Source organism: Streptomyces sp. NPDC056169 (genome assembly GCF_042268445.1).
Taxonomy (GTDB): domain Bacteria; phylum Actinomycetota; class Actinomycetes; order Streptomycetales; family Streptomycetaceae; genus Streptomyces.
Map to the genome: position 1 here is coordinate 272116 of NZ_JBHJUO010000001.1, position 18634 is coordinate 290749.

At 73.3% G+C, this 18634-nt stretch carries 21 protein-coding genes; 5 read left to right on the forward strand and 16 right to left on the reverse strand.

Features of this window, described 5'->3' with window-relative positions; genetic code table 11:
* The first annotated feature begins 77 nt into the window (after positions 1–77).
* The 4 genes from ACFC0G_RS01240 to ACFC0G_RS01255 are packed head-to-tail and all read left to right on the forward strand — an operon-like array spanning position 78 to position 4598.
* A complete protein-coding gene (locus ACFC0G_RS01240; protein ID WP_376396131.1) occupies positions 78–1655 on the forward strand; it encodes an ADP-ribosylglycohydrolase family protein in 1578 nt (525 codons plus the stop codon).
* Entirely contained in the window at positions 1652–2572 is a 921-nt protein-coding gene (rbsK, locus tag ACFC0G_RS01245; protein ID WP_376395253.1) for a ribokinase, read from the forward strand. Before ACFC0G_RS01240 ends, rbsK begins: the two co-directional genes overlap by 4 nt.
* On the forward strand, positions 2569–3786 hold the full coding sequence (locus ACFC0G_RS01250) for a CaiB/BaiF CoA transferase family protein (RefSeq protein ID WP_376395256.1): 1218 nt from the start codon (positions 2569–2571) through the stop codon (positions 3784–3786). Before rbsK ends, ACFC0G_RS01250 begins: the two co-directional genes overlap by 4 nt.
* The gene (locus ACFC0G_RS01255) at positions 3783–4598 is read left to right on the forward strand and encodes an HpcH/HpaI aldolase/citrate lyase family protein (RefSeq protein ID WP_376395259.1); all 816 of its coding nucleotides are present in this window, start codon (positions 3783–3785) and stop codon (positions 4596–4598) included. Before ACFC0G_RS01250 ends, ACFC0G_RS01255 begins: the two co-directional genes overlap by 4 nt.
* A 63-nt stretch (positions 4599–4661) precedes the next feature.
* Here ACFC0G_RS01255 and lgt read toward each other — a convergent pair whose 3' ends face one another.
* The 11 genes from lgt to hisI all read right to left on the reverse strand — a co-directional run bounded on the left by lgt (position 4662) and on the right by hisI (position 14056).
* Entirely contained in the window at positions 4662–5681 is a 1020-nt protein-coding gene (gene lgt, locus ACFC0G_RS01260) for a prolipoprotein diacylglyceryl transferase (RefSeq protein ID WP_376395262.1), read from the reverse strand.
* 64 nt (positions 5682–5745) lie between these two features.
* Positions 5746–6588: a DsbA family protein gene (locus tag ACFC0G_RS01265; protein WP_376395265.1), complete on the reverse strand. Its 843-nt coding sequence runs from the start codon at positions 6586–6588 to the stop codon at positions 5746–5748.
* A gap of 64 nt (positions 6589–6652) precedes the next feature.
* The gene (gene trpA, locus ACFC0G_RS01270) at positions 6653–7474 is read right to left on the reverse strand and encodes a tryptophan synthase subunit alpha (protein WP_376395267.1); all 822 of its coding nucleotides are present in this window, start codon (positions 7472–7474) and stop codon (positions 6653–6655) included.
* Complete coding sequence (gene trpB, locus ACFC0G_RS01275; protein WP_376396133.1) at positions 7471–8709, reverse strand: tryptophan synthase subunit beta; 1239 nt, start codon at positions 8707–8709, stop codon at positions 7471–7473. Before trpB ends, trpA begins: the two co-directional genes overlap by 4 nt.
* Positions 8710–9137: 428 nt before the next feature.
* Positions 9138–9365 carry a tryptophan biosynthesis modulator TrpM gene (gene trpM / locus ACFC0G_RS01280; protein WP_376396136.1) on the reverse strand — a complete coding sequence of 76 codons (228 nt, stop codon included), beginning with the start codon at positions 9363–9365 and terminating at the stop codon, positions 9138–9140.
* A gap of 64 nt (positions 9366–9429) precedes the next feature.
* Positions 9430–10239 carry an indole-3-glycerol phosphate synthase TrpC gene (trpC, locus tag ACFC0G_RS01285; protein WP_376395270.1) on the reverse strand — a complete coding sequence of 270 codons (810 nt, stop codon included), beginning with the start codon at positions 10237–10239 and terminating at the stop codon, positions 9430–9432.
* A gap of 154 nt (positions 10240–10393) precedes the next feature.
* On the reverse strand, positions 10394–10948 hold the full coding sequence (locus tag ACFC0G_RS01290) for a DUF2752 domain-containing protein (protein ID WP_376396139.1): 555 nt from the start codon (positions 10946–10948) through the stop codon (positions 10394–10396).
* Positions 10949–11132: 184 nt separating this feature from the next.
* The gene (locus ACFC0G_RS01295) at positions 11133–11387 is read right to left on the reverse strand and encodes an HGxxPAAW family protein (protein WP_376395273.1); all 255 of its coding nucleotides are present in this window, start codon (positions 11385–11387) and stop codon (positions 11133–11135) included.
* Positions 11388–11538: 151 nt separating this feature from the next.
* Positions 11539–12189 (reverse strand): TIGR02234 family membrane protein, encoded by a 651-nt coding sequence (locus ACFC0G_RS01300; RefSeq protein ID WP_376395276.1) that lies wholly within the window; start codon positions 12187–12189, stop codon positions 11539–11541.
* Positions 12190–12203: 14 nt separating this feature from the next.
* Positions 12204–13694, reverse strand: a complete 1491-nt coding sequence (locus ACFC0G_RS01305) for an anthranilate synthase component I (RefSeq protein ID WP_376395278.1) — start codon at positions 13692–13694, stop codon at positions 12204–12206.
* 11 nt (positions 13695–13705) lie between these two features.
* Positions 13706–14056, reverse strand: coding sequence for a phosphoribosyl-AMP cyclohydrolase (gene hisI, locus ACFC0G_RS01310; RefSeq protein WP_024757910.1), 351 nt, complete (start codon positions 14054–14056; stop codon positions 13706–13708).
* A gap of 84 nt (positions 14057–14140) precedes the next feature.
* Here hisI and ACFC0G_RS01315 point away from each other — a divergent pair, with 84 nt between their 5' ends.
* Positions 14141–14776 carry a TIGR03085 family metal-binding protein gene (locus tag ACFC0G_RS01315; RefSeq protein WP_376395281.1) on the forward strand — a complete coding sequence of 212 codons (636 nt, stop codon included), beginning with the start codon at positions 14141–14143 and terminating at the stop codon, positions 14774–14776.
* A gap of 36 nt (positions 14777–14812) precedes the next feature.
* Here ACFC0G_RS01315 and ACFC0G_RS01320 read toward each other — a convergent pair whose 3' ends face one another.
* The 5 genes from ACFC0G_RS01320 to priA all read right to left on the reverse strand — a co-directional run bounded on the left by ACFC0G_RS01320 (position 14813) and on the right by priA (position 18633).
* Positions 14813–16054, reverse strand: coding sequence for an MFS transporter (locus ACFC0G_RS01320; RefSeq protein WP_376395284.1), 1242 nt, complete (start codon positions 16052–16054; stop codon positions 14813–14815).
* The gene (locus ACFC0G_RS01325) at positions 16051–16638 is read right to left on the reverse strand and encodes a helix-turn-helix domain-containing protein (protein ID WP_376395286.1); all 588 of its coding nucleotides are present in this window, start codon (positions 16636–16638) and stop codon (positions 16051–16053) included. The genes ACFC0G_RS01320 and ACFC0G_RS01325 overlap by 4 nt, the downstream gene beginning before the upstream one ends.
* Before the next feature lie 110 nt (positions 16639–16748).
* The gene (hisF, locus tag ACFC0G_RS01330; RefSeq protein WP_376395288.1) at positions 16749–17504 is read right to left on the reverse strand and encodes an imidazole glycerol phosphate synthase subunit HisF; all 756 of its coding nucleotides are present in this window, start codon (positions 17502–17504) and stop codon (positions 16749–16751) included.
* Positions 17501–17902: a RidA family protein gene (locus tag ACFC0G_RS01335; protein ID WP_376395291.1), complete on the reverse strand. Its 402-nt coding sequence runs from the start codon at positions 17900–17902 to the stop codon at positions 17501–17503. The genes hisF and ACFC0G_RS01335 overlap by 4 nt, the downstream gene beginning before the upstream one ends.
* On the reverse strand, positions 17899–18633 hold the full coding sequence (gene priA, locus ACFC0G_RS01340) for a bifunctional 1-(5-phosphoribosyl)-5-((5-phosphoribosylamino)methylideneamino)imidazole-4-carboxamide isomerase/phosphoribosylanthranilate isomerase PriA (protein WP_376395294.1): 735 nt from the start codon (positions 18631–18633) through the stop codon (positions 17899–17901). The genes ACFC0G_RS01335 and priA overlap by 4 nt, the downstream gene beginning before the upstream one ends.
* Between the last annotated feature and the right edge of the window lies 1 nt (position 18634).

Consider the following 18634-nt stretch of genomic DNA (forward strand, 5'->3'; position numbering starts at 1 on the left):
TGACCTGGGTGCAGCCGGAGGACCTGGTGGGCCACGAGCTGCGCCAGGCGGCGGAGGACGGCCGCGACGCCGCCGCGATCGCCGCGCGCTGGCACGCGGCGGGCGGCCCGCCGGCCCCGGAGACGGCCGGTGCCTCCGCCGTACCCCGCCCGGACCTCCGCCCCCTGGCGGAGGAACTCCTGGACGCCCTCGCGACCCTCCCCACACCGTCGGCGAAGCACGAACCGACACCACTGTCCAGCATCCAAACTCTGACGACCCCTCTCACCACCCCTCCCCCCGACCCTGCCGGCAGCGGGGTCTCCACCGCCGAACCCCCTCACGAAGCACCCACCCCCGGCTTCACCGGAGACAGGAACGCCCGGCCACACCCCCCGACACCGGACACCCCCCACCACCCCCCGAGCGAAGCCCCGGAAACCCGAGGACTCGGAGGCGCAGCCCCCCAACACCCCCCGCGCGAAGCGCCGGGACCCCAGGGACTCCAGGGCGAAGCCCCGCACCACCCCCCGCGCGAAGCGCCGGGGACCCCGGGGTTCGGGGGTGTCGCCCCCGGTCCCGTCAGGGTTTCGGGAAGGGGCGGGGTGGGGGAAAGCGGCTCCCTCCTCCACCGGCTGCACGCCGCCTGGCTCGGGCGGGCCGTCGGGTGTCTGCTCGGCAAGCCCGTCGAGAAGCTGCCCCTCCCCGCCATCCGCGCCCTCGCCCGCGCCACCGGCAACTGGCCCCTCTCCACCTGGTTCACCGCCCGCGGCGTCCCCCCGGACCTGCTCGCCGCCCACCCCTGGAACCGCCGCTCCGCCCCCACCTCCCTCGCCGAGAACATCGACGGGATGCCCGAGGACGACGACCTCAACTACCCCCTCCTCAACCTGCTGCTCCTCCAGCGGTACGGCCGCGACTTCACCACCGCCGACGTCGCCCGCCTCTGGCTCGACGAACTCCCCGCAGGCCGCACCTTCACGGCCGAGCGCGTCGCCTACCGCAATCTCCTCGACGGCGTCGAACCCCCGCTGACCGCCGTCCACCGCAACCCCTTCCGTGAGTGGATCGGCGCCCAGATCCGGGCCGACGTCCACGGCTGGACCCACCCGGGCGACCCGGTCGCCGCCGCCGCGCAGGCCTACCGGGACGCGGCGCTCACCCACTCCGCGAACGGCGTCTACGGCGCCATGTTCGTCGCCGCCGCCCTCGCCACCGCCGCGACCGGCACCGCCGACGTCCACCGGTCGCTCGCCGCCGGACTCGCGGTGATCCCGCCCCGCTCCCGCCTCGCCGCGGCCGTCCGCCTGGGCATCGCGTCCGCCCGCGAGGAGAGCGACTTCGACACCGTCGTCGACCGTCTGCACGCCGAACTCGGCGGGTACCACTGGGTCCATGCCGTCCCCAACGCCGCCCTGCTCGCCGCCGCCCTCACGCACGGCGACGGAGACTTCTCCCGCTCCGTCTGCGCGGCGGTCTCGGGCGGCTGGGACACCGACTCCAACGGCGCCACCGCCGGTTCGGTCGCCGGGCTGCTCGCCGGTCACCCCGACCGGCTGCCCGAGCACTGGACCACCCCCCTCAAGAACCGTCTCGCGACCTCGGTCCCGTCCTTCGACGGCATCGGTTTCGACACCCTGGCCGAACTGACACATCTGGAGGCAGTACGCCCATGACCAGCATCGTCGTACTCGGCAGCACGAACATGGACCTCGTCGCCTACGTCCCGAGGGCACCCGCCCGCGGCGAGACGGTCACCGGCCGCGCGTTCCGCACGATCCCCGGCGGCAAGGGCGCCAACCAGGCCGTCGCCGCCGCCCGCGCCGGCGCCGAGGTCGCGATGATCGGCGCGGTCGGCGCGGACGACTTCGGCGCGCGGCTCCGGGCCAACCTGGAGCACTGCGCCGTCGACACCGACCTCCTGCGCACCGCCGAGGGCCCCTCCGGCACCGCCCACATCGTCGTCGACGACGAGGGCGGCAACGCGATCGTCGTCGTCCCCGGCGCCAACGCCGCCGTCGTCTCGCTCAGTCACGGCGACGAGGCCCTGATCGGCACCGCCGACGCCCTGCTCCTCCAGCTCGAACTCCCCCTCTCCGTCGTCGTCGAGGGCGCCGCGACCGCCCGCCGTCTCGGCGTCCGCACCGTCCTGACGCCCGCCCCCGCCCAACGGCTCCCTCCCGAACTCCTCGCCGCCACCGACCTGCTGGTGCCCAACGAGCACGAGGCCACCGCGCTCACCGGACTCACCGACCCGCACGCCGCCGCCCAGGCCCTGCTGCGGGACGTCCCCGAGGTCGTCGTCACCCTGGGCGCGGCCGGCAGCCTGTACGCGGCGCGCGGCGCCGAACCGGTCACCGTGCCCGCCCCCCGTGTCAGGGCCGTGGACACCACCGCCGCAGGCGACACCTTCGTCGGTGCCCTCGCGGTCGCCCTCGGCGAGGGCCGGCCCGTCCCCGAGGCGCTCGCCTGGGCGCAGACCGCCGCCGCGCTCTCCGTCCAGCGCGAGGGCGCGTCGACCTCGATGCCGTACCGGACCGAGATCGAGGCGGCCTTCGGCTCCCTCGACGACCTGGAGGCCGACCCCGCATGACGACCGCCCCCCACGCCCCCGCCGCCCCCGCACCTCCCCTCCACGGACTGCGCGTCCTGGACCTCGCGACGCTCTTCGCCGGCCCGCTCGCGGCGACGATGCTCGGCGACTTCGGCGCCGACGTCATCAAGGTCGAGCACCCCCGCAAGCCCGATCCGTCCCGCGGCCACGGCCCCGCGAAGGACGGCGTCGGTCTGTGGTGGAAGGTCCTCGGCCGGAACAAGCGGACGATCACCCTCGATCTCTCTGCACCGGGCGGCCGCGACACCCTCCTCGGACTCGCCGCCGAAGCCGACGTGATCGTGGAGAACTTCCGCCCCGGCACCCTGGAACGCTGGGGTCTGGGCTGGGAGGAGCTCTCCACCGTCAACCCGCGTCTCGTCCTCGCCCGCGTCACCGGCTTCGGCCAGTTCGGCCCGTACGCCCACCGCCCCGGCTTCGGCACCCTCGCCGAGGCGATGAGCGGCTTCGCCGCGATCACCGGCGAGCCCGAGGGCCCGCCCACCCTGCCCCCCTTCGGCCTGGCCGACTCCATCGCCGCCCTCGCCACGGCGTACGCGGTGATGACCGCGCTCACCGCCAGGACCACGACCGGCCGCGGCCAGGTCGTCGACATGGCGATCATCGAACCGATGCTCTCCGTCATCGGGCCCCACCCCCTCTGGTACGACCAGCTCGGCTACGTCCAGCCCCGCACCGGCAACCGCTCCCGCAACAACGCCCCGCGCAACACCTACCGGACCGCCGACGGCTCCTGGGTCGCCGTCTCCACCTCCGCCCAGTCGATCGCCGAGCGGGTGCTGCGTCTCGTCGGCCGCCCTGAGCTCGTCGACGAGCCGTGGTTCGCCGACGGCACGGGCCGCGCCGCGCACGCGGATGTCCTGGACGAGGCGGTCGGCACCTGGATCGCCCGCCACACCCGCGACGAGGCCATGGCCGCCTTCGAGAAGGCCGAGGCCGCCATCGCCCCGGTCTACGACGTCCGGGACGTCCTCGACGATCCGCAGTTCCGGGCACTCGGCACCGTCACCGAGGTGCAGGACCCGGAACTCGGCCCGATCAAGATGCAGAACGTGCTCTTCCGGCTCTCCGAGACCCCCGGCGCGATCCGCTGGCCCGGCCGCCCGCACGGCGCCGACACCGCCGACGTCCTGACCGAGCTCGGCCTCACCCCCGCCGAGATCGACGCCCTCCGCGCCCAGGGAGCGGTATGACCGGTATGGAGCGGCTGCGCACTCCCCTCACCTGGCTGTACGCGCCCGGCGACCGCCCCGGGGTCGTGTCCAAGGCCCTGCTCTCCGGCGCCGACGTCGTCATCGTCGACCTGGAGGACGCGGTCGCCCCGCACCGCAAGGCGTACGCCCTCGACGCCACGGTCGATCTGCTCGCCGACGCCCACCCCGTCCCGGTGCACGTCCGCGTCCACTCCCCGCTCGACATCCCCACCCTGGCCCCCCTCCCCGGCCTCTGCGGTCTCCGTGTACCCAAGGTGACACACGCCACTGACATCCACCGGATCGCGGGCCTCGCCCCCGGTCTGCCCCTCTACCCGCTCCTGGAGAACGCCCTCGCCGTGGAGCACGCCTACGCCATCGCCACCGCCCACCCCGACGTGCGCGGCATCGCGCTCGGCGAGGCCGATCTCCGCGCCGACCTGGGGGTACGGGACGACAGCGGCCTCGACTGGCCGCGCAGCCGCGTCGTGGTCGCCGCCCGCGCGGCCGCCCTGCCGCCCCCGGCCCAGTCGGTCCACCCCGACATCGGCGACCTGGACGCCCTGGCCGCCGGCTGCGCCCGGGGCCGGGCGATGGGCTTCCTCGGCCGGGCGGCGATCCATCCCCGCCAGCTCCCCGTCATCGAGCGGGCCTACCTCCCCACCCCGGATGAGGTCGACGCGGCGCGGGAGGTCGTCGCTGCGGCCCGGACCGGCCGGGGTGCCCTGGCTCTCCCCGACGGCCGTTTCGTCGACGCGGCGGTCGTGGAGGGCGCCCACCGGGTCCTCGCCCTCGCCTCCCGCACGGCCTGACCCGCCGCATGCGAAAGGGCCGCCGGAACCTCTCGGTCCCGACGGCCCTTCGACGACGGAGGATCAGCCCTTGGCGGCCGATCCGGCGCCGTTGTCGGCACCGTGATCCACGTCCGTATCCGTATCCGTATCCGTGTCTGTGTCCGTATCCGTGTCCGTCACGGCGTCCCCGGGCTCACCACCGACGGCGTCGTCCCCGGACTTCCCGGCCTCATCAGCCGTCTCGCCCTCGTCGCCCTCATCGGCGTTGTCGGCCTTGTCGGTCTTCTCGGCCTTGGGCTCCACGATCTCCTCGCGTCCCGGCCGGATCCGCGCCGAGATCACGATGTAGGTCACCGCGAGCAGGAAGACGATGATCGCCGTCCACACGTTCAGGCGCAGACCGAGGATGTGGTGCGCCTCGTCGACGCGCAGGTACTCGGTCCAGACGCGGCCCGCGCAGTACGCGGCGACGTAGAGCGCGAAGGCGCGCCCGTGGCCCAGCTTGAAGCGGCGGTCGGCCCAGACGACCAGGGCGGCGACGCCGACGCACCAGAGCGACTCGTACAGGAAGGTCGGGTGGTAGAGCCCGGCCTCGCGGTTCGCGCTCTCGGTGATCTTCAGGGCCCAGGGCAGATCGGTGGGCTTGCCGTAGAGCTCCTGGTTGAACCAGTTGCCCCAGCGGCCGATGGCCTGGGCGAGGGCGATGCCGGGCGCGATCGCGTCCGCGTACGCCGGGAGCGGGATGCCCCGTCGACGGCAGCCGATCCAGGCACCCACCGCGCCGAGCGCGATGGCGCCCCAGATACCGAGGCCGCCCTCCCAGATCTTGAAGGCGTCGACCCAGTTCTCACCCTCGCTGAAGTACAGCTGATAGTCGGTGATCACGTGGTAGAGGCGTCCGCCGACGAGGCCGAAGGGCACCGCCCAGACGGCGATGTCGGCCACGGTGCCGGCGGTGCCGCCCCGGGCGATCCAGCGCTTGTTGCCGTACCAGACGGCGACGAAGACACCGATGATGATGCAGAAGGCATAGCCGCGCAGCGGGATCGGTCCGAGGTTGATCACGCCGGTCGACGGGCTGGGAATATAGGCAAGGTCCATGGCAGGTCCGACGCTACCTTGCCGGGCGGGCACGACGGCAGCCCACCCGGCAACGTATGGGTAACTAACCCGCCGAGGGAGCGGCCGAGGAGGCCGCCGGAGAGGCCGTTCCGGACTTCTTGCCCTTGTTGGCCTCGGCGACCCACTTCTTCAGGTTCTCCGGGGAGATCTGCTCGCTCCCCTTCGTCGGGAAGATCGATTCGCCGTTGAGGAGGACGGTCGGGGTGCCGCGGAAGCCGCCGTTCTGGAAGGCCTCGTTGGACTTCGCCACCCAGCTGTCGTGCGTGCCGTCCTCGACGCAGCTGCGGAAGGCGGGCGTGTCGAGCCCCGGCACCTTCGCGGCCAGCTCGATCAGCTTGGCGTTGTTCCCGAAGGCGTCGTCCGTCTCCGGCGGCTGGTTGATGTAGAGCGTGTCGTGGTACGCGGTGAACTTCCCCGCGTCCTGGGCGCACGCGGCCGCGTTCGCCGCGCGGAGCGAGCCGCTGCCGCCCATGTTCCCGTCGATGAGGGTGGCGAGGTGGTACTCGGCCTTGAGCGCGCCGGAGGCCTCCAGCTCGTGGATGGTGTCCCGCATGACGTTCTCGAACTGGGCGCACGCCGGGCAGCGGAAGTCCTCCCAGATCGTGAGCGTCGACGGGGCGTCCGCCTTGCCCGTGGGGACGGCGGGCTTGTCGCCCTCGATGGCCCCCGTCGGCGCCACGACCGGGCCCGCCTTGTCCGATCCGCCGCCGCCGTCGCTGTTCGCGGCGATCACCCCGACGACCGCGGCCAGGCCGAGGACACCGACCACCGCCGCCGACACGATGAGGACGCGCCGCTGCTTCTCACGGGCCTTGTCGCGCTCGCGCTGCTGCTGGAGGCGCTCCCGCGCGCTCCGGTTACCGTCACCACGGTTCTTCTCGCTCACGCCCACAGCAACGAACCGGGGAGGCACGTACGTGCCTCCCCGGTTTCAGATCCACCCAAATGGGTTACGAAACGCGACGCACGCCGGCCGCGAGTTCGCCTGCCAGTTCCCTTACGGCGGCGAGCCCGGCGGCCTCGTCGCCGTCGGCGTCGAGGATCCGCTGGACGAAGGCGGAGCCGACGATGACGCCGTCGGCGAAGACGGCGACCTCCTTCGCCTGGGTGGCGTTGGAGACGCCGAGCCCGACGCACACCGGCAGTTCGGAGGTGGCGCGGGTGCGGCGGACGAGATCGGCCGCCTGCTCGCCGACCGACTCGCGGGTGCCGGTGACACCCATGAGCGAGGCGGCGTAGACGAAGCCGGAGCCGGCCGCCGTGATGGTGGCGAGGCGGGCGTCCTTGCTGCTGGGCGCGACGACGAAGACGGTGGCGAGACCGTGCTTGTCGGCGTTCTCGCGCCAGACGGCGGACTCCTGGACCGGCAGGTCGGGCAGGATGCAGCCCGCGCCGCCGGCGGCGGCGAGCTCCTCGGTGAAGCGCTCGATGCCGTAGCGGTCGATCGGGTTCCAGTAGGTCATGACGAGGACCGGCTTCCCGGTGGCCTCGTGGGCCTCGCGGACCGTGCGCATGACGTCGGCGATCTTGACGCCGCCGCGCAGGGCGATGTCGTCGGCCGTCTGGATGACCGGTCCGTCGAGGACCGGGTCGCTGTGCGGGAGACCGACCTCGACGATGTCAGCGCCGCCGTCGAAGACGGCCTTGACGGCCGCGATGCCGCCGTCGACGGTCGGGAAGCCGGCGGGCAGGTAGGCGATGAGCGCCGCCCGGTTCTCGGCCTTGGCCTTGGCGAGGGTCTCGCTCAGCAGCTGGATGTTTCCGGTCGTCACTTGGAACCCTCCCCGTCGTACAGGCCGAAGTAGCGGGCGGCCGTGTCCATGTCCTTGTCGCCGCGCCCGGAGAGGTTGACCAGGAGCAGCGCGTCCTTGCCGAGCTCCTTGCCGACCTCCAGGGCGCCGGCCAGAGCGTGCGCCGACTCGATGGCCGGGATGATGCCCTCGGTACGGGAGAGCAGCCGCAGCGCCTGCATGGCGGCGTCGTCGGTGACGGCGCGGTACTCGCCGCGGCCGCTGTCCTTGAGGTACGCGTGCTCGGGGCCGATGCCCGGGTAGTCGAGGCCGGCCGAGATCGAGTACGGCTCGGTGATCTGGCCCTCCTCGTCCTGGAGGACGTACGAGCGCGAACCGTGCAGGATGCCGGGCTCGCCGGCGGTGAGGGTGGCCGCGTGCTCGCCGGTCTCGACGCCGTGACCGGCCGGCTCGCAGCCGATCAGGCGCACGTCCGCGTCGGGGACGAAGGCGTGGAAGAGGCCGATGGCGTTGGAGCCGCCGCCGACGCAGGCGATCGCCGCGTCGGGGAGGCGTCCGGCGCGCTCCAGGATCTGGCGGCGGGCCTCGACGCCGATGACCCGGTGGAAGTCCCGGACCATGGCGGGGAAGGGGTGCGGGCCGGCCACGGTGCCGAACAGGTAGTGCGTCCTGTCGACGTTGGCGACCCAGTCGCGGAACGCTTCGTTGATGGCGTCCTTGAGGGTGCGGCTGCCGGACTTCACGGCGATGACCTCGGCGCCGAGGATCCGCATCCGGGCCACGTTGAGGGCCTGGCGCTGGGTGTCGATCTCGCCCATGTAGATGGTGCAGTCGAGGCCGAAGAGGGCGCAGGCGGTGGCGGTGGCCACGCCGTGCTGACCGGCGCCGGTCTCGGCGATGACCCGCGTCTTGCCCATGCGCTTGGTCAGCAGGGCCTGACCCAGCACGTTGTTGATCTTGTGCGAGCCGGTGTGGTTGAGGTCCTCGCGCTTGAGGAAGATCCGGGCACCGCCGGCGTGCTCGGCGAACCGGGGGACCTCGGTGAGGGCGCTCGGGCGGCCGGTGTAGTTGACCATGAGGTCGTTGAGCTCGCGGGCGAACTCGGGGTCGGCCTTGGCCTTGTCGTACTCGGCGGCGACCTCGTCCACGGCGGCGACGAGGGCCTCCGGGATGAACTTGCCGCCGTAGGCGCCGAAGTACCCCTCGGCGGTGGGGACCTGACCTTCCAGGTCCGGAATGAAGAACTCGCTGGACATGCGGATGCTCCTCGCGGGGCGGGTGCCCCGGATCGCGTTGCGGTAGATGGTCACGTTATGCGCGCGACCCCTTCACCAACGGCAACGCCGCTACACCACCGGGCTCCGCCCGGGTCCCGGATGGACTGCACCCGAGTCCCGGTGAACCGCGCCTGACTCCCGTGCGGGCTGGGCCCGAGTCCCGTGTGGGCAATCGTCCCGCTGGGGCGGGACGGGTGGGCACACGGGACGGCACCCTTTGCGGGTGCCTCCGCTCCCGAAACCCGGTGCCCACGAGGGCGGGCCGGGCACGTGGTGCGGGTAGGCACAGGTGCGGAACGCGCCCGCAAGGGCGCCGTTCCGTTGTGCCCACCCTCCCCCAGAGGGGGGACCCCCAGCCCAGCGGAACGACTGCCCACAACGGAGGGGCAGGGGGCGGAGCGGTCGGGTTAGGCGGTGGTGGTGTTGGTGAAGGTGCGCGCGAGGCGCGGGCGCCATCGCATGCCGTTGACCTGGCCCGGCTCGTCGCCGATCACGTACCGGACCCGGCGGCCGTGGACACGGCGGGCGGGCGCGCGGCAGCCACGCGGTCGGCAGCCCCTGGCCAGCGGGGCATGCGCGGGGACGGAGGCGGCGATACGCAGCCTGCCGCCACGTCCTGTGACCGTCGACGGCACGCCGACGATCCCCCGGGCGGTGCCCGGAGGGGTCGGCGTGGCGCGGACGACGGTCATGTCAGGTTCAGCTCCGGCCGTGGCGGAGGGCCGGGTGGGCGCCGGCGGCGACCAGGTCGGCGACGGCGGCCTTCGGGTCGCGGCCGGTGACGAGGGACTCGCCGACCAGGACCGCGTCGGCGCCCGCGTTGGCGTACGCGATGAGGTCGTGCGGGCCCCGGACGCCGGACTCGGCGATCTTGACGATGTGCGCCGGGATCTCGGGGGCGACGCGCTCGAAGGTGGAGCGGTCGACCTTGAGGGTCTTGAGGTCCCGCGCGTTGACGCCGATGATCCGGGCGCCCGCGTCGACGGCGCGCTCGACCTCGTCCTCGTCGTGGACCTCGACCAGCGGGGTCAGCCCGATGGACTCGGCACGCTCGATGAGGGAGACCAGCGCCTCCTGCTCCAGGGCCGAGACGATGAGGAGCGCGAGATCCGCCCCGTACGCGCGGGCTTCCCAGAGCTGGTACGCGGTGACGATGAAGTCCTTGCGCAGGACCGGGATGTCGACCTTGGCCCGGACGGCCTCCAGGTCCGCGAGCGAGCCGCCGAAGCGGCGCTGCTCGGTGAGGACCGAGATGACGGCCGCGCCGCCCGCCTCGTAGTCCGCGGCGAGTCCGGCGGGGTCGGCGATCGCGGCGAGCGCGCCCTTGGACGGGCTGGAGCGCTTGACCTCGCAGATCACCTTGACGCCGTCGCCGCGCAGTGCGGCGACGCCGTCCTTGGCCTGCGGCGCCTTGGCGGCGCGTTCCTTGAGCTCGTCGAGGGTGACCCGCGCCTGCCGCTCTGCGAGGTCGGCGCGTACGCCTTCGATGATCTCGTCGAGCACACTCACGCGAGGGGCCCCCTTCCGGGACGGTGATGGTGATGAGGAACCAGGTTCAGCCACATCGATCCTATCCGCAGGACGGCCCCGGACTCGCATCGGCCGGAGTGGCGTCCCACCTGCTGGGACTCCCGTGGGGGTTTGCCCGGGAGCGCGCGGGCCCTCACGGGGCCAGCGCTGAGCCGAAGGGAAGGTTCCGGACCAGGGTGAAGAGGGCGAGGACGGCCCCGATCCCCCACCACCACGCCGGGGAGATCGCGAGGCGCATGGGCACCCCGCGGATGGCACGAATCAGCCACAGGGCCATGACGACGGCGAAGAGTCCGTAGCCGAGGACGGCGAGGGCGTTGGAGCCCAGGGCGGCCGGGAGGTCGCCGTGGGCGAAGGCGTGGGCGCTGCGGAGTCCGCCGCACCCGGGGCAGTAGATGCCGGTGAAGCGGAGCAGGGGGCAGACGGGGTAGTGCCCGGGTTCGTTGGGGTCGACGGCCCCGACGTAGGCGAAGGCGGCGGCGACCCCGGCGAGGGTCGCGACCGGTGCGAGGAGCCGCCGGGCGAGCGGCCGCGGAGGCACGGGAGGCGCAGGAGGCAGCGGAGGGAGGTGATGCGCGGGAGGCAGGAGGGACACGGGAGGCGCGGGAGGCGCGGGAGGCGCGGGAGGCGCGGGAGGCGCGGGAGGCGCCGGAACGGGCTGCGCGGCCTGGTGTACGGCCGGGTGCACCGGGGGTCCGGCGGGCGCGGCCGGACCCGGGGCGTCCGCCCGGGCGGGTTCACCCGGTCGGGCGAGGGGATCGTCGGTCTCGGCTTCGGCCGTCGGCTGCGGGTCCACCCGGTGATTCTCGCTCCTGACGCGCGAAGGCGCAGCCCGGCACGGCCGGACTGCGCCCTCAGGTACGCGTGTCGCGTCAGGAACGGGCCTGCGCGGTCGCGGTGGCGGCCTCGCGAGCGGCGGCGACGGCCGCCGACTCCTTCGGCATGCCGAGGCCGGCCGCCTTCATCGCGCCGCCGACGATGCCGCCGAGCACGATGACACCCATGCCGGCCCAGAACCCGGGCAGGTTGGCGGCCACCATGAAGACGCCGGCGATGCAGAAGCCGATGAAGGAGATGATGACACCGGTCCAGGCGGCCGGGGTGTGTCCGTGGGCGCTGCCCGCCATGAGTTGCTCCTCGTTGCTGTTGCTCGGTGGTGAGGTCTCGCGTGCGCGGACACTCGGTGCCCATTGTCCCGCACGCGGGCGCGCGAGGATGAATCGGGGGTGCCCGGACGATCACGCGTCGCGGTCGGCCCTCCGGATCGCCTTCGCGGGCTCACTCGCCGCGGGTGGGGTCCTCGCCGCGGTCCAGGGCCTTCCAGAGGTCCTCGGGGCGGTCCGGGTCGACCGTGGGGGCCTTGCGTGCGGTGCGCGGGGTCCCGGACCGCTCGTAGCGCCCGCCCATCCCGGGCCAGCTCTTGCCGAAGCGCAGGGCGAGGAGCCCGGCGAGCAGGATGAGGACGGCGCCGGCGGCCGTGACGTACGGCCAGGCGGTGTGGGTCAGACCGGCCACGGCGGCGGCCGTGTCGCCGCTGATCCGGGCGGCCTCGGCGTCCAGGGCCGCGCTGTCGGTCGCGCCGAGGACGGCGGCGAGCGCGGCGCCGGCGCCGCTCAGCGCGAGGAGCGCGGCGACGAGGGTGCGGCCGGTGCGGCGGACGGCGAAGACGGCGAAGAGCGCGGCGAGGCCGACGATCGCGAGGGCCGTCGGCACGCCGGTGACGGCGCTGCCGTCGGCCTCGACGGAGACGGTGCCGCCGCCGACGGAGGCGATGCCCTCCGCCCAGATCTGGCCGGCCGAGAGCAGGACGACGGTGGCGCCGAGGGCGCCGAGGAGGAGGGCCGCGGCCAGGCTGCGGCGGCCGCCGGTGGGGACGGCCGCGCGGGCGGCCCGGGGCTGGGGTACGGGTACGGCACTCACGTACCCCACTATCCCCTACGTGCTCAGGAGCCGTTCATCCGGTTGGCGGTGTGTACGGCGCGGAGCACGGCCGCGGCCTTGTTGCGACACTCGTTGTCCTCGGCGACCGGATCGGAATCCGCGACGACACCCGCTCCGGCCTGCACGTACGCGGTGCCGTCGCGGAGCAGGGCGGTGCGGATGGCGATGGCCGTGTCCGCGTCGCCGGCGAAATCGAGATAACCGACACATCCGCCGTACAGACCGCGCCGGGAGGGTTCGAGCTCCTCGATGATCTGCATGGCGCGGGGCTTGGGGGCGCCGGAGAGCGTGCCGGCCGGGAAGCAGGCGGTGAGGACGTCGAAGGCGGTCCGGCCCTCGGCGACCCTGCCGGTCACGGTGGAGACGATGTGCATGACGTGCGAGTAGCGCTCGACGGACATGAAGTCGACGACCTCCACCGAGCCGGGCGCGCAGACCCGGCCGAGGTCGTTGCGGCCGAGGTCGACGAGCATGAGGTGCTCGGCGCGCTCCTTGGGATCGGCGAGCAGCTCCTCGGCGAGGTCGTGGTCCTCCTGCGGGGTGGCGCCGCGGTGCCGGGTGCCGGCGATCGGGTGGAGCATCGCGTGCCCGTCCTCGACCTTGACGAGGGCCTCGGGGCTGGATCCGACGACGTCGAAGCCGTACTCGAAACGGAAGAGGTACATGTACGGGGACGGGTTGGTGGCCCGCAGGACCCGGTAGACGTCGAGCGCGGAGGCCGTGCACGCGGTCTCGAAGCGCTGGGAGGGGACGACCTGGAAGGCCTCGCCGGCCCGGATGCGCTCCTTGATGTCCTCGACGGCGTCCTGGTAGGCCGGGCCGCCCCAGAGGGCGGAGAACTCGGGCAGTTCGGAGGCGGGGAGGGCGGCGGGGGCGGTGGCGACCGGGCGGGCCAGGTCGGCCTCCATGGCGTCGAGGCGGGCGACGGCGTGCGCGTACGCCTCGTCGACGCCGGTCTCCAGGTCGTTGTGGTTGATCGCGTTGGCGATCAGCAGGACGGTGCCGTCCCAGTGGTCCAGGACCGCGAGGTCGCTGGTGAGGAGCATGGTGAGCTCGGGGAGCTCCAGGTCGTCGCGGGTGGAGTCCCCGATCTTCTCCAGGCGGCGGACGATGTCGTAGCCGAGGTAGCCGACCATGCCGCCGGTGAACGGGGGCATGCCGGGCTCGGGGCTCCGCGGGGTGTGGAGGGTCTCGACGGTGGCGCGCAGGGCCTGGAGCGGGTCGCCGTCCGTGGGGACGCCGACGGGCGGGGTGCCGAGCCAGTGGGCCTCGCCGTCCCGGACGGTGAGGGTGGCGTCGCTGCGGACTCCGATGAAGGAGTAGCGGGACCAGCTCCGGCCGTTCTCCGCGGATTCGAGGAGGAAGGTGCCGGGGCGTTCGGCGGCGAGCTTGCGGTAGAGCCCGACCGGGGTGTCGCCGTCCGCGAGGAGCCTGCGGCTGACGGGGATGACGCGGCGGTCGGCCGCCAGCTTGCGGAAGGTCTCGAGATCCATGGCGCCAGACCTTACTGGGAGAGCGGGAGCACGTCGGCGTCGAAGCAGGTGCGGTCGCCGGTGTGGCAGGCGGCTCCGACCTGGTCGACCTTGACGAGGACGGTGTCGGCGTCGCAGTCGAGGGCGACGGACTTGACGTGCTGGACGTGCCCGGAGGTGTCGCCCTTGACCCAGTACTCGTTGCGGCTGCGGGACCAGTAGGTGCAGCGGCCGGTGGTGAGGGTGCGGTGGAGGGCCTCGTCGTCCATCCAGCCGAGCATCAGCACCTCGCCGGTGTCGTACTGCTGGGCGATGGCGGGCACGAGCCCGTCGGGGCTGCGCTTGAGGCGGGCGGCGATGGCCGGGTCGAGATTGCTGCTCATGGCGCCATTGTGCCGCGCCCGGGGACGGTGTCCGGCGGGGCGTCCACTGGGCGGACCGGTGGCGCCGGTCGTACGCTGGCGGGCATGTCGACGCATGCGAAACGTGAACGGCTTCTGCTCGCCGATCTGTTGGAGGCGGCGGGCCCGGACGCCCCGACGCTCTGCGAGGGCTGGCGGACCCGGGACCTCGCTGCCCATGTGGTGGTGCGCGAGCGGCGCCCGGACGCGGCGGCGGGTGCGCTCGTGCCGGCGCTCAAAGAGCGGCAGGACCGGGTGCAGGCGGAGTTCGCCGACAAGCCGTACGAGGAGCTGATCCAGCTCATTCGTACGGGGCCGCCGCGGTTCTCGCCGTTCACCATCAAGCAGGTGGACGAGGGCGCGAACGTCGTCGAGTTCTACGTCCACACGGAGGACGTACGCCGCGCCCAGCCCGACTGGTCGGCGCGCGAGCTCGACCCGGTCTTCGCGGACGCCCTCTGGTCCCGTCTGGAGCGCATGGCCCGGCTCCTCGGCCGGAAGGCCCCGGTGGGCCTGGTGCTGCGCCGCCCGAACGGCCAGACGGCCGTCGCCCACCGCGGCACCCCGGTGGTGACGGCCTCCGGGGAGCCGGGCGAGCTCCTGATGTACCTGTACGGCCGCCAGGCGGTGGCGAAGGTGGCCCTGGACGGCGAGCCGGACGCGATCGAGCGGCTGCGCGAGGCGAAGCAGCTGGGGATCTGAGTCCGGGCCGGGCTGCTTCGGGGGTCCAGGTCCGGGCTACTTCGGCAGCTCCGCGCGGCGCAGGGACCTCACCGAGAGGCCGTAGAGCCCGCCGAGGGCGCAGACCGCGGCGCTGGCGGTGAAGACCGGCGCGGGGCCCCACAGGCCGACGGCCGCGCCGGTGAGCGGGAAGCTCAGCGGGGCGATGCCGAGGCTGAAGAAGGTGGACACCGAGGTGACCCGGCCCAGGTAGGCGGGGTCGCACTCGGTCTGGGTGAGTGCTCCGCACAGGGCGCCGCTGAGGCCGGCGAGCAGGCCGACCGAGACGGACACGGCGACGGCCGCGGGCAGCCCCGGCACGTACGCGAGGGCGGCGATCGACACGGCGCCGAGGGCGATGGTCCAGGAGAGGACGAGTCCGGCGCGCGGGACGCGGCCCCGGACGGTCAGGAGCAGGGACGCGGCCCCCGCTCCCGTACCGAAACCGGCGAGAACCCAGCCGATGCCGGCGGCGCCCCACCCGCGCTGGTCGGAGAGGAGCGCGAGGCCGACGTTGAGGGGGCCGACGAAGCCGAGGTCGCTGAGGGCGACGACGATCATCAGCGGGCCGAGGACGCGGTGGCGGCGGATGTAGCGCAGCCCGTCGGCGAGGTCGCGCAGGGCGGTGGTCTTCTCCCGTGCCCCCTCGTCGGTCGGCAGCGGCCTGAGGCGGAGCGTCAGGAGCAGGGGCAGCGAGAGGGCGAAGAGCAGCCCGGCGGTGCCGAAGGCGGCGGCCGATCCGCCGAGGGCGACGGCGAGGCCGCCGAGCGGGGCGCCGACGAGGACCGAGACGCGGTAGGCGAGGCCCCGCATCCCCTGGACCCGGCCGAGCTGTCCCGAGGCGGCGATCCGTGGCGGCAGGGCGCCGACGGCGGGCATGAACAGGGCGTCCACGGCTCCGAAGACGAGCGCGACGGCGGCGAGGACCCAGAGGCCGGGGGTGGCGAGCGCCAGTGTCGCGGCGACGCCGAGGACGACGGCGCAGCGGACGGCGTCGGAGGATATGACGACCCGCCAGGGCCCGAAGCGGTCGGCGACCACTCCCCCTCCGAGCATCAGGAGGGCGCGCATCACGGCGCTGAGGGCGAGGACGATCCCCGCCTGCGCGGGCGTGCCGCTCTGGACGGCGGCCCAGGAGAGGGCCAGGTGGTAGACCATGTCGCCGGTGGCGGAGGCGGTGTACGCGCCGAGCCAGCGCAGGATGTTGGGGTCGCGGTAGGCGGGGCGCTCGACGGGGGCGGCGAGCTGGGTGGCCGTCATGAGCGGTAGGGGAACGCGTGGAGGTGGACGGCGACGTTCTCGCGGCCCTCGGTCTCACCGGCGGCTTCGGCGGCGCGGGCCTTCTGGTCGTACTTCTCCAGGACGGCGTCGAGCTCCGCGCCGAGGGCGGTGAGTTCGGCGGCGGTGAGCCGGGGCAGCCACTCGGCGCTGACGGAGGCGGAGCGCCACGCGTCGGACCAGGTGAGCCGCTCGTCGAGGAAGCGCCGGTGGAGTTCGGTGCGCTGTTCGTTGATGGCGCGGCCGAGGGCGTCGCTCGCGGCGGCCAGCTCGGGGGTGCCGCGGACGTCCTCGTCGCGGATGCTGACCCCGTACGAGCTCGGCTGCCACCAGCGCTCGCGGCCGTCCGCCGACTGGGTCTCGGCCTCTTCGATGAGGCCGTGGTCGGCGAGCTTGCGCAGGTGGTAGCTGACGAGTGAGACGGCCTCGTCGACCTGGTCGGCGAGCTGGGAGGCGGTGGCGGTGCGGGCCACGAAGAGGGCGCGGTAGAGGCGCATCCGCAGCGGGTGCGAGATGGCCTTGAGCGTGCCGAGATCGGTGATCCGACGGTTCTCCTGCGAGGTCATGACACCGACCCTAGATGCACAGGAAAAGTTGCACAACAGAAATTGCACAAATAATCCTGCACGTCTCGGGAAGAAGAAGGGCCCCCGCAGGGGCCCTTCTTGACGACGGCTCAGCGGACCGGGTGGCCCGCCTCCCGCAGCGCGTCCTTGACCTGCGAGATCCGCAGATCGCCGAAGTGGAAGACGGAGGCGGCGAGCACCGCGTCCGCGCCCGCCTCGACGGCCGGCGCGAAGTCGGAGAGCTTGCCGGCGCCGCCGGAGGCGATCACCGGGACCGTGACGTGCTTGCGCACGGCCGCGATCATCTCGGTGTCGTAGCCGTCCTTGGTGCCGTCCGCGTCCATCGAGTTGAGCAGGATCTCGCCCGCGCCGAGCTCGGCGGCCCGGTGGGCCCACTCGACGGCGTCGATGCCGGTGCCCCGGCGCCCGCCGTGCGTGGTGACCTCGAAGGAGCCGGACTCGGTCCGGCGCGCGTCCACGGAGAGGACGAGCACCTGACGGCCGAAGCGCTCCGCGATCTCCTGGATCAGCTCGGGGCGCTCGATGGCGGCGGTGTTGACGCCCACCTTGTCGGCCCCGGCCCGCAGCAGCTTGTCGACGTCCTCGGCCGCCCGGACCCCGCCGCCCACGGTGAGCGGGATGAAGACCTGCTCGGCGGTGCGGCGCACCACGTCGTAGGTGGTCTCCCGGTTCCCGGAGGAGGCGGTGATGTCGAGGAAGGTCAGCTCGTCGGCGCCCTCGGCGTCGTACAGCTTGGCCATCTCGACGGGGTCGCCCGCGTCGCGGAGGTTCTGGAAGTTGACGCCCTTGACGACCCGGCCGTTGTCCACGTCCAGGCAGGGGATCACGCGTACGGCGAGGCTCATGCGGAGGCCTCCGTCCGGTACGCCTCGACCTCCACCTCGACGACCAGACTCGGGTCGACGAAGCCGGAGACGATGATCATCGACGCGGCAGGGCGGACGGCGTCGAACAGCTGCTTGTGGGCGCGGCCGACCTCGTCCACGTCCCGCGCGTGCGTGATGTACATCCGCGTCCGCACGACGTGCTCGGCGCCCAGGCCCAGCTGCTTCAGCGCGTCCAGGGCCACGTTGAAGGAGTTGACCGTCTGCTCGTAGGGGCCTCCCCCGGCGATCTGGCCGCCGACCACCGACGTACAGCCGGCGACGAGGACCAGGCCGTTCGGCAGCTCCACCGCGCGGGAGTAGCCGAACTGCTCCTCCCAGGGAGCGCCGGTCACCACCTTGCGGACCTCGGAGGTCACGACTTCACCGCCGCGAGCGCCTCTTCCAGGGTGAACGCCTTGGCGTAGAGCGCCTTGCCGACGATCGCGCCCTCGACGCCCAGCGGGACGAGGCCGGACAGGGCCCGCAGGTCGTCCAGGGAGGAGACGCCGCCGGAGGCGACGACGGGCTTGTCGGTGGCCGCGCAGACGTTCCTCAGGAGCTCCAGGTTGGGGCCCTGGAGGGTGCCGTCCTTGGCGATGTCGGTGACGACGTAGCGGGCGCAGCCCTCGGCGTCGAGGCGGGCCATCGTCTCGTACAGGTCGCCGCCGTCGCGGGTCCAGCCGCGGCCGCGCAGGGTCGTGCCGCGCACGTCGAGGCCGACGGCGATCTTGTCGCCGAACTCGGCGATGACCTTGGCGACCCACTCGGGGGTCTCCAGGGCGGCGGTGCCGAGGTTGACGCGGGTGCAGCCGGTGGCGAGCGCCGCGGCGAGCGAGGCGTCGTCGCGGATGCCGCCGGAGAGCTCCACCTTGATGTCCATGGCCTGCGCGACCTCGGCGATCAGCGTCCGGTTGTCACCGGTGCCGAAGGCGGCGTCGAGGTCGACCAGGTGCAGCCACTCGGCGCCCGAGCTCTGCCAGGCGAGGGCCGCCTCGAGGGGGGAGCCGTAGGAGGTCTCGCTGCCGGACTCGCCGTGTACGAGACGGACCGCCTGACCGTCGCGGACGTCGACGGCGGGGAGGAGTTCGAGCAGGCGGCTGGAAGACACT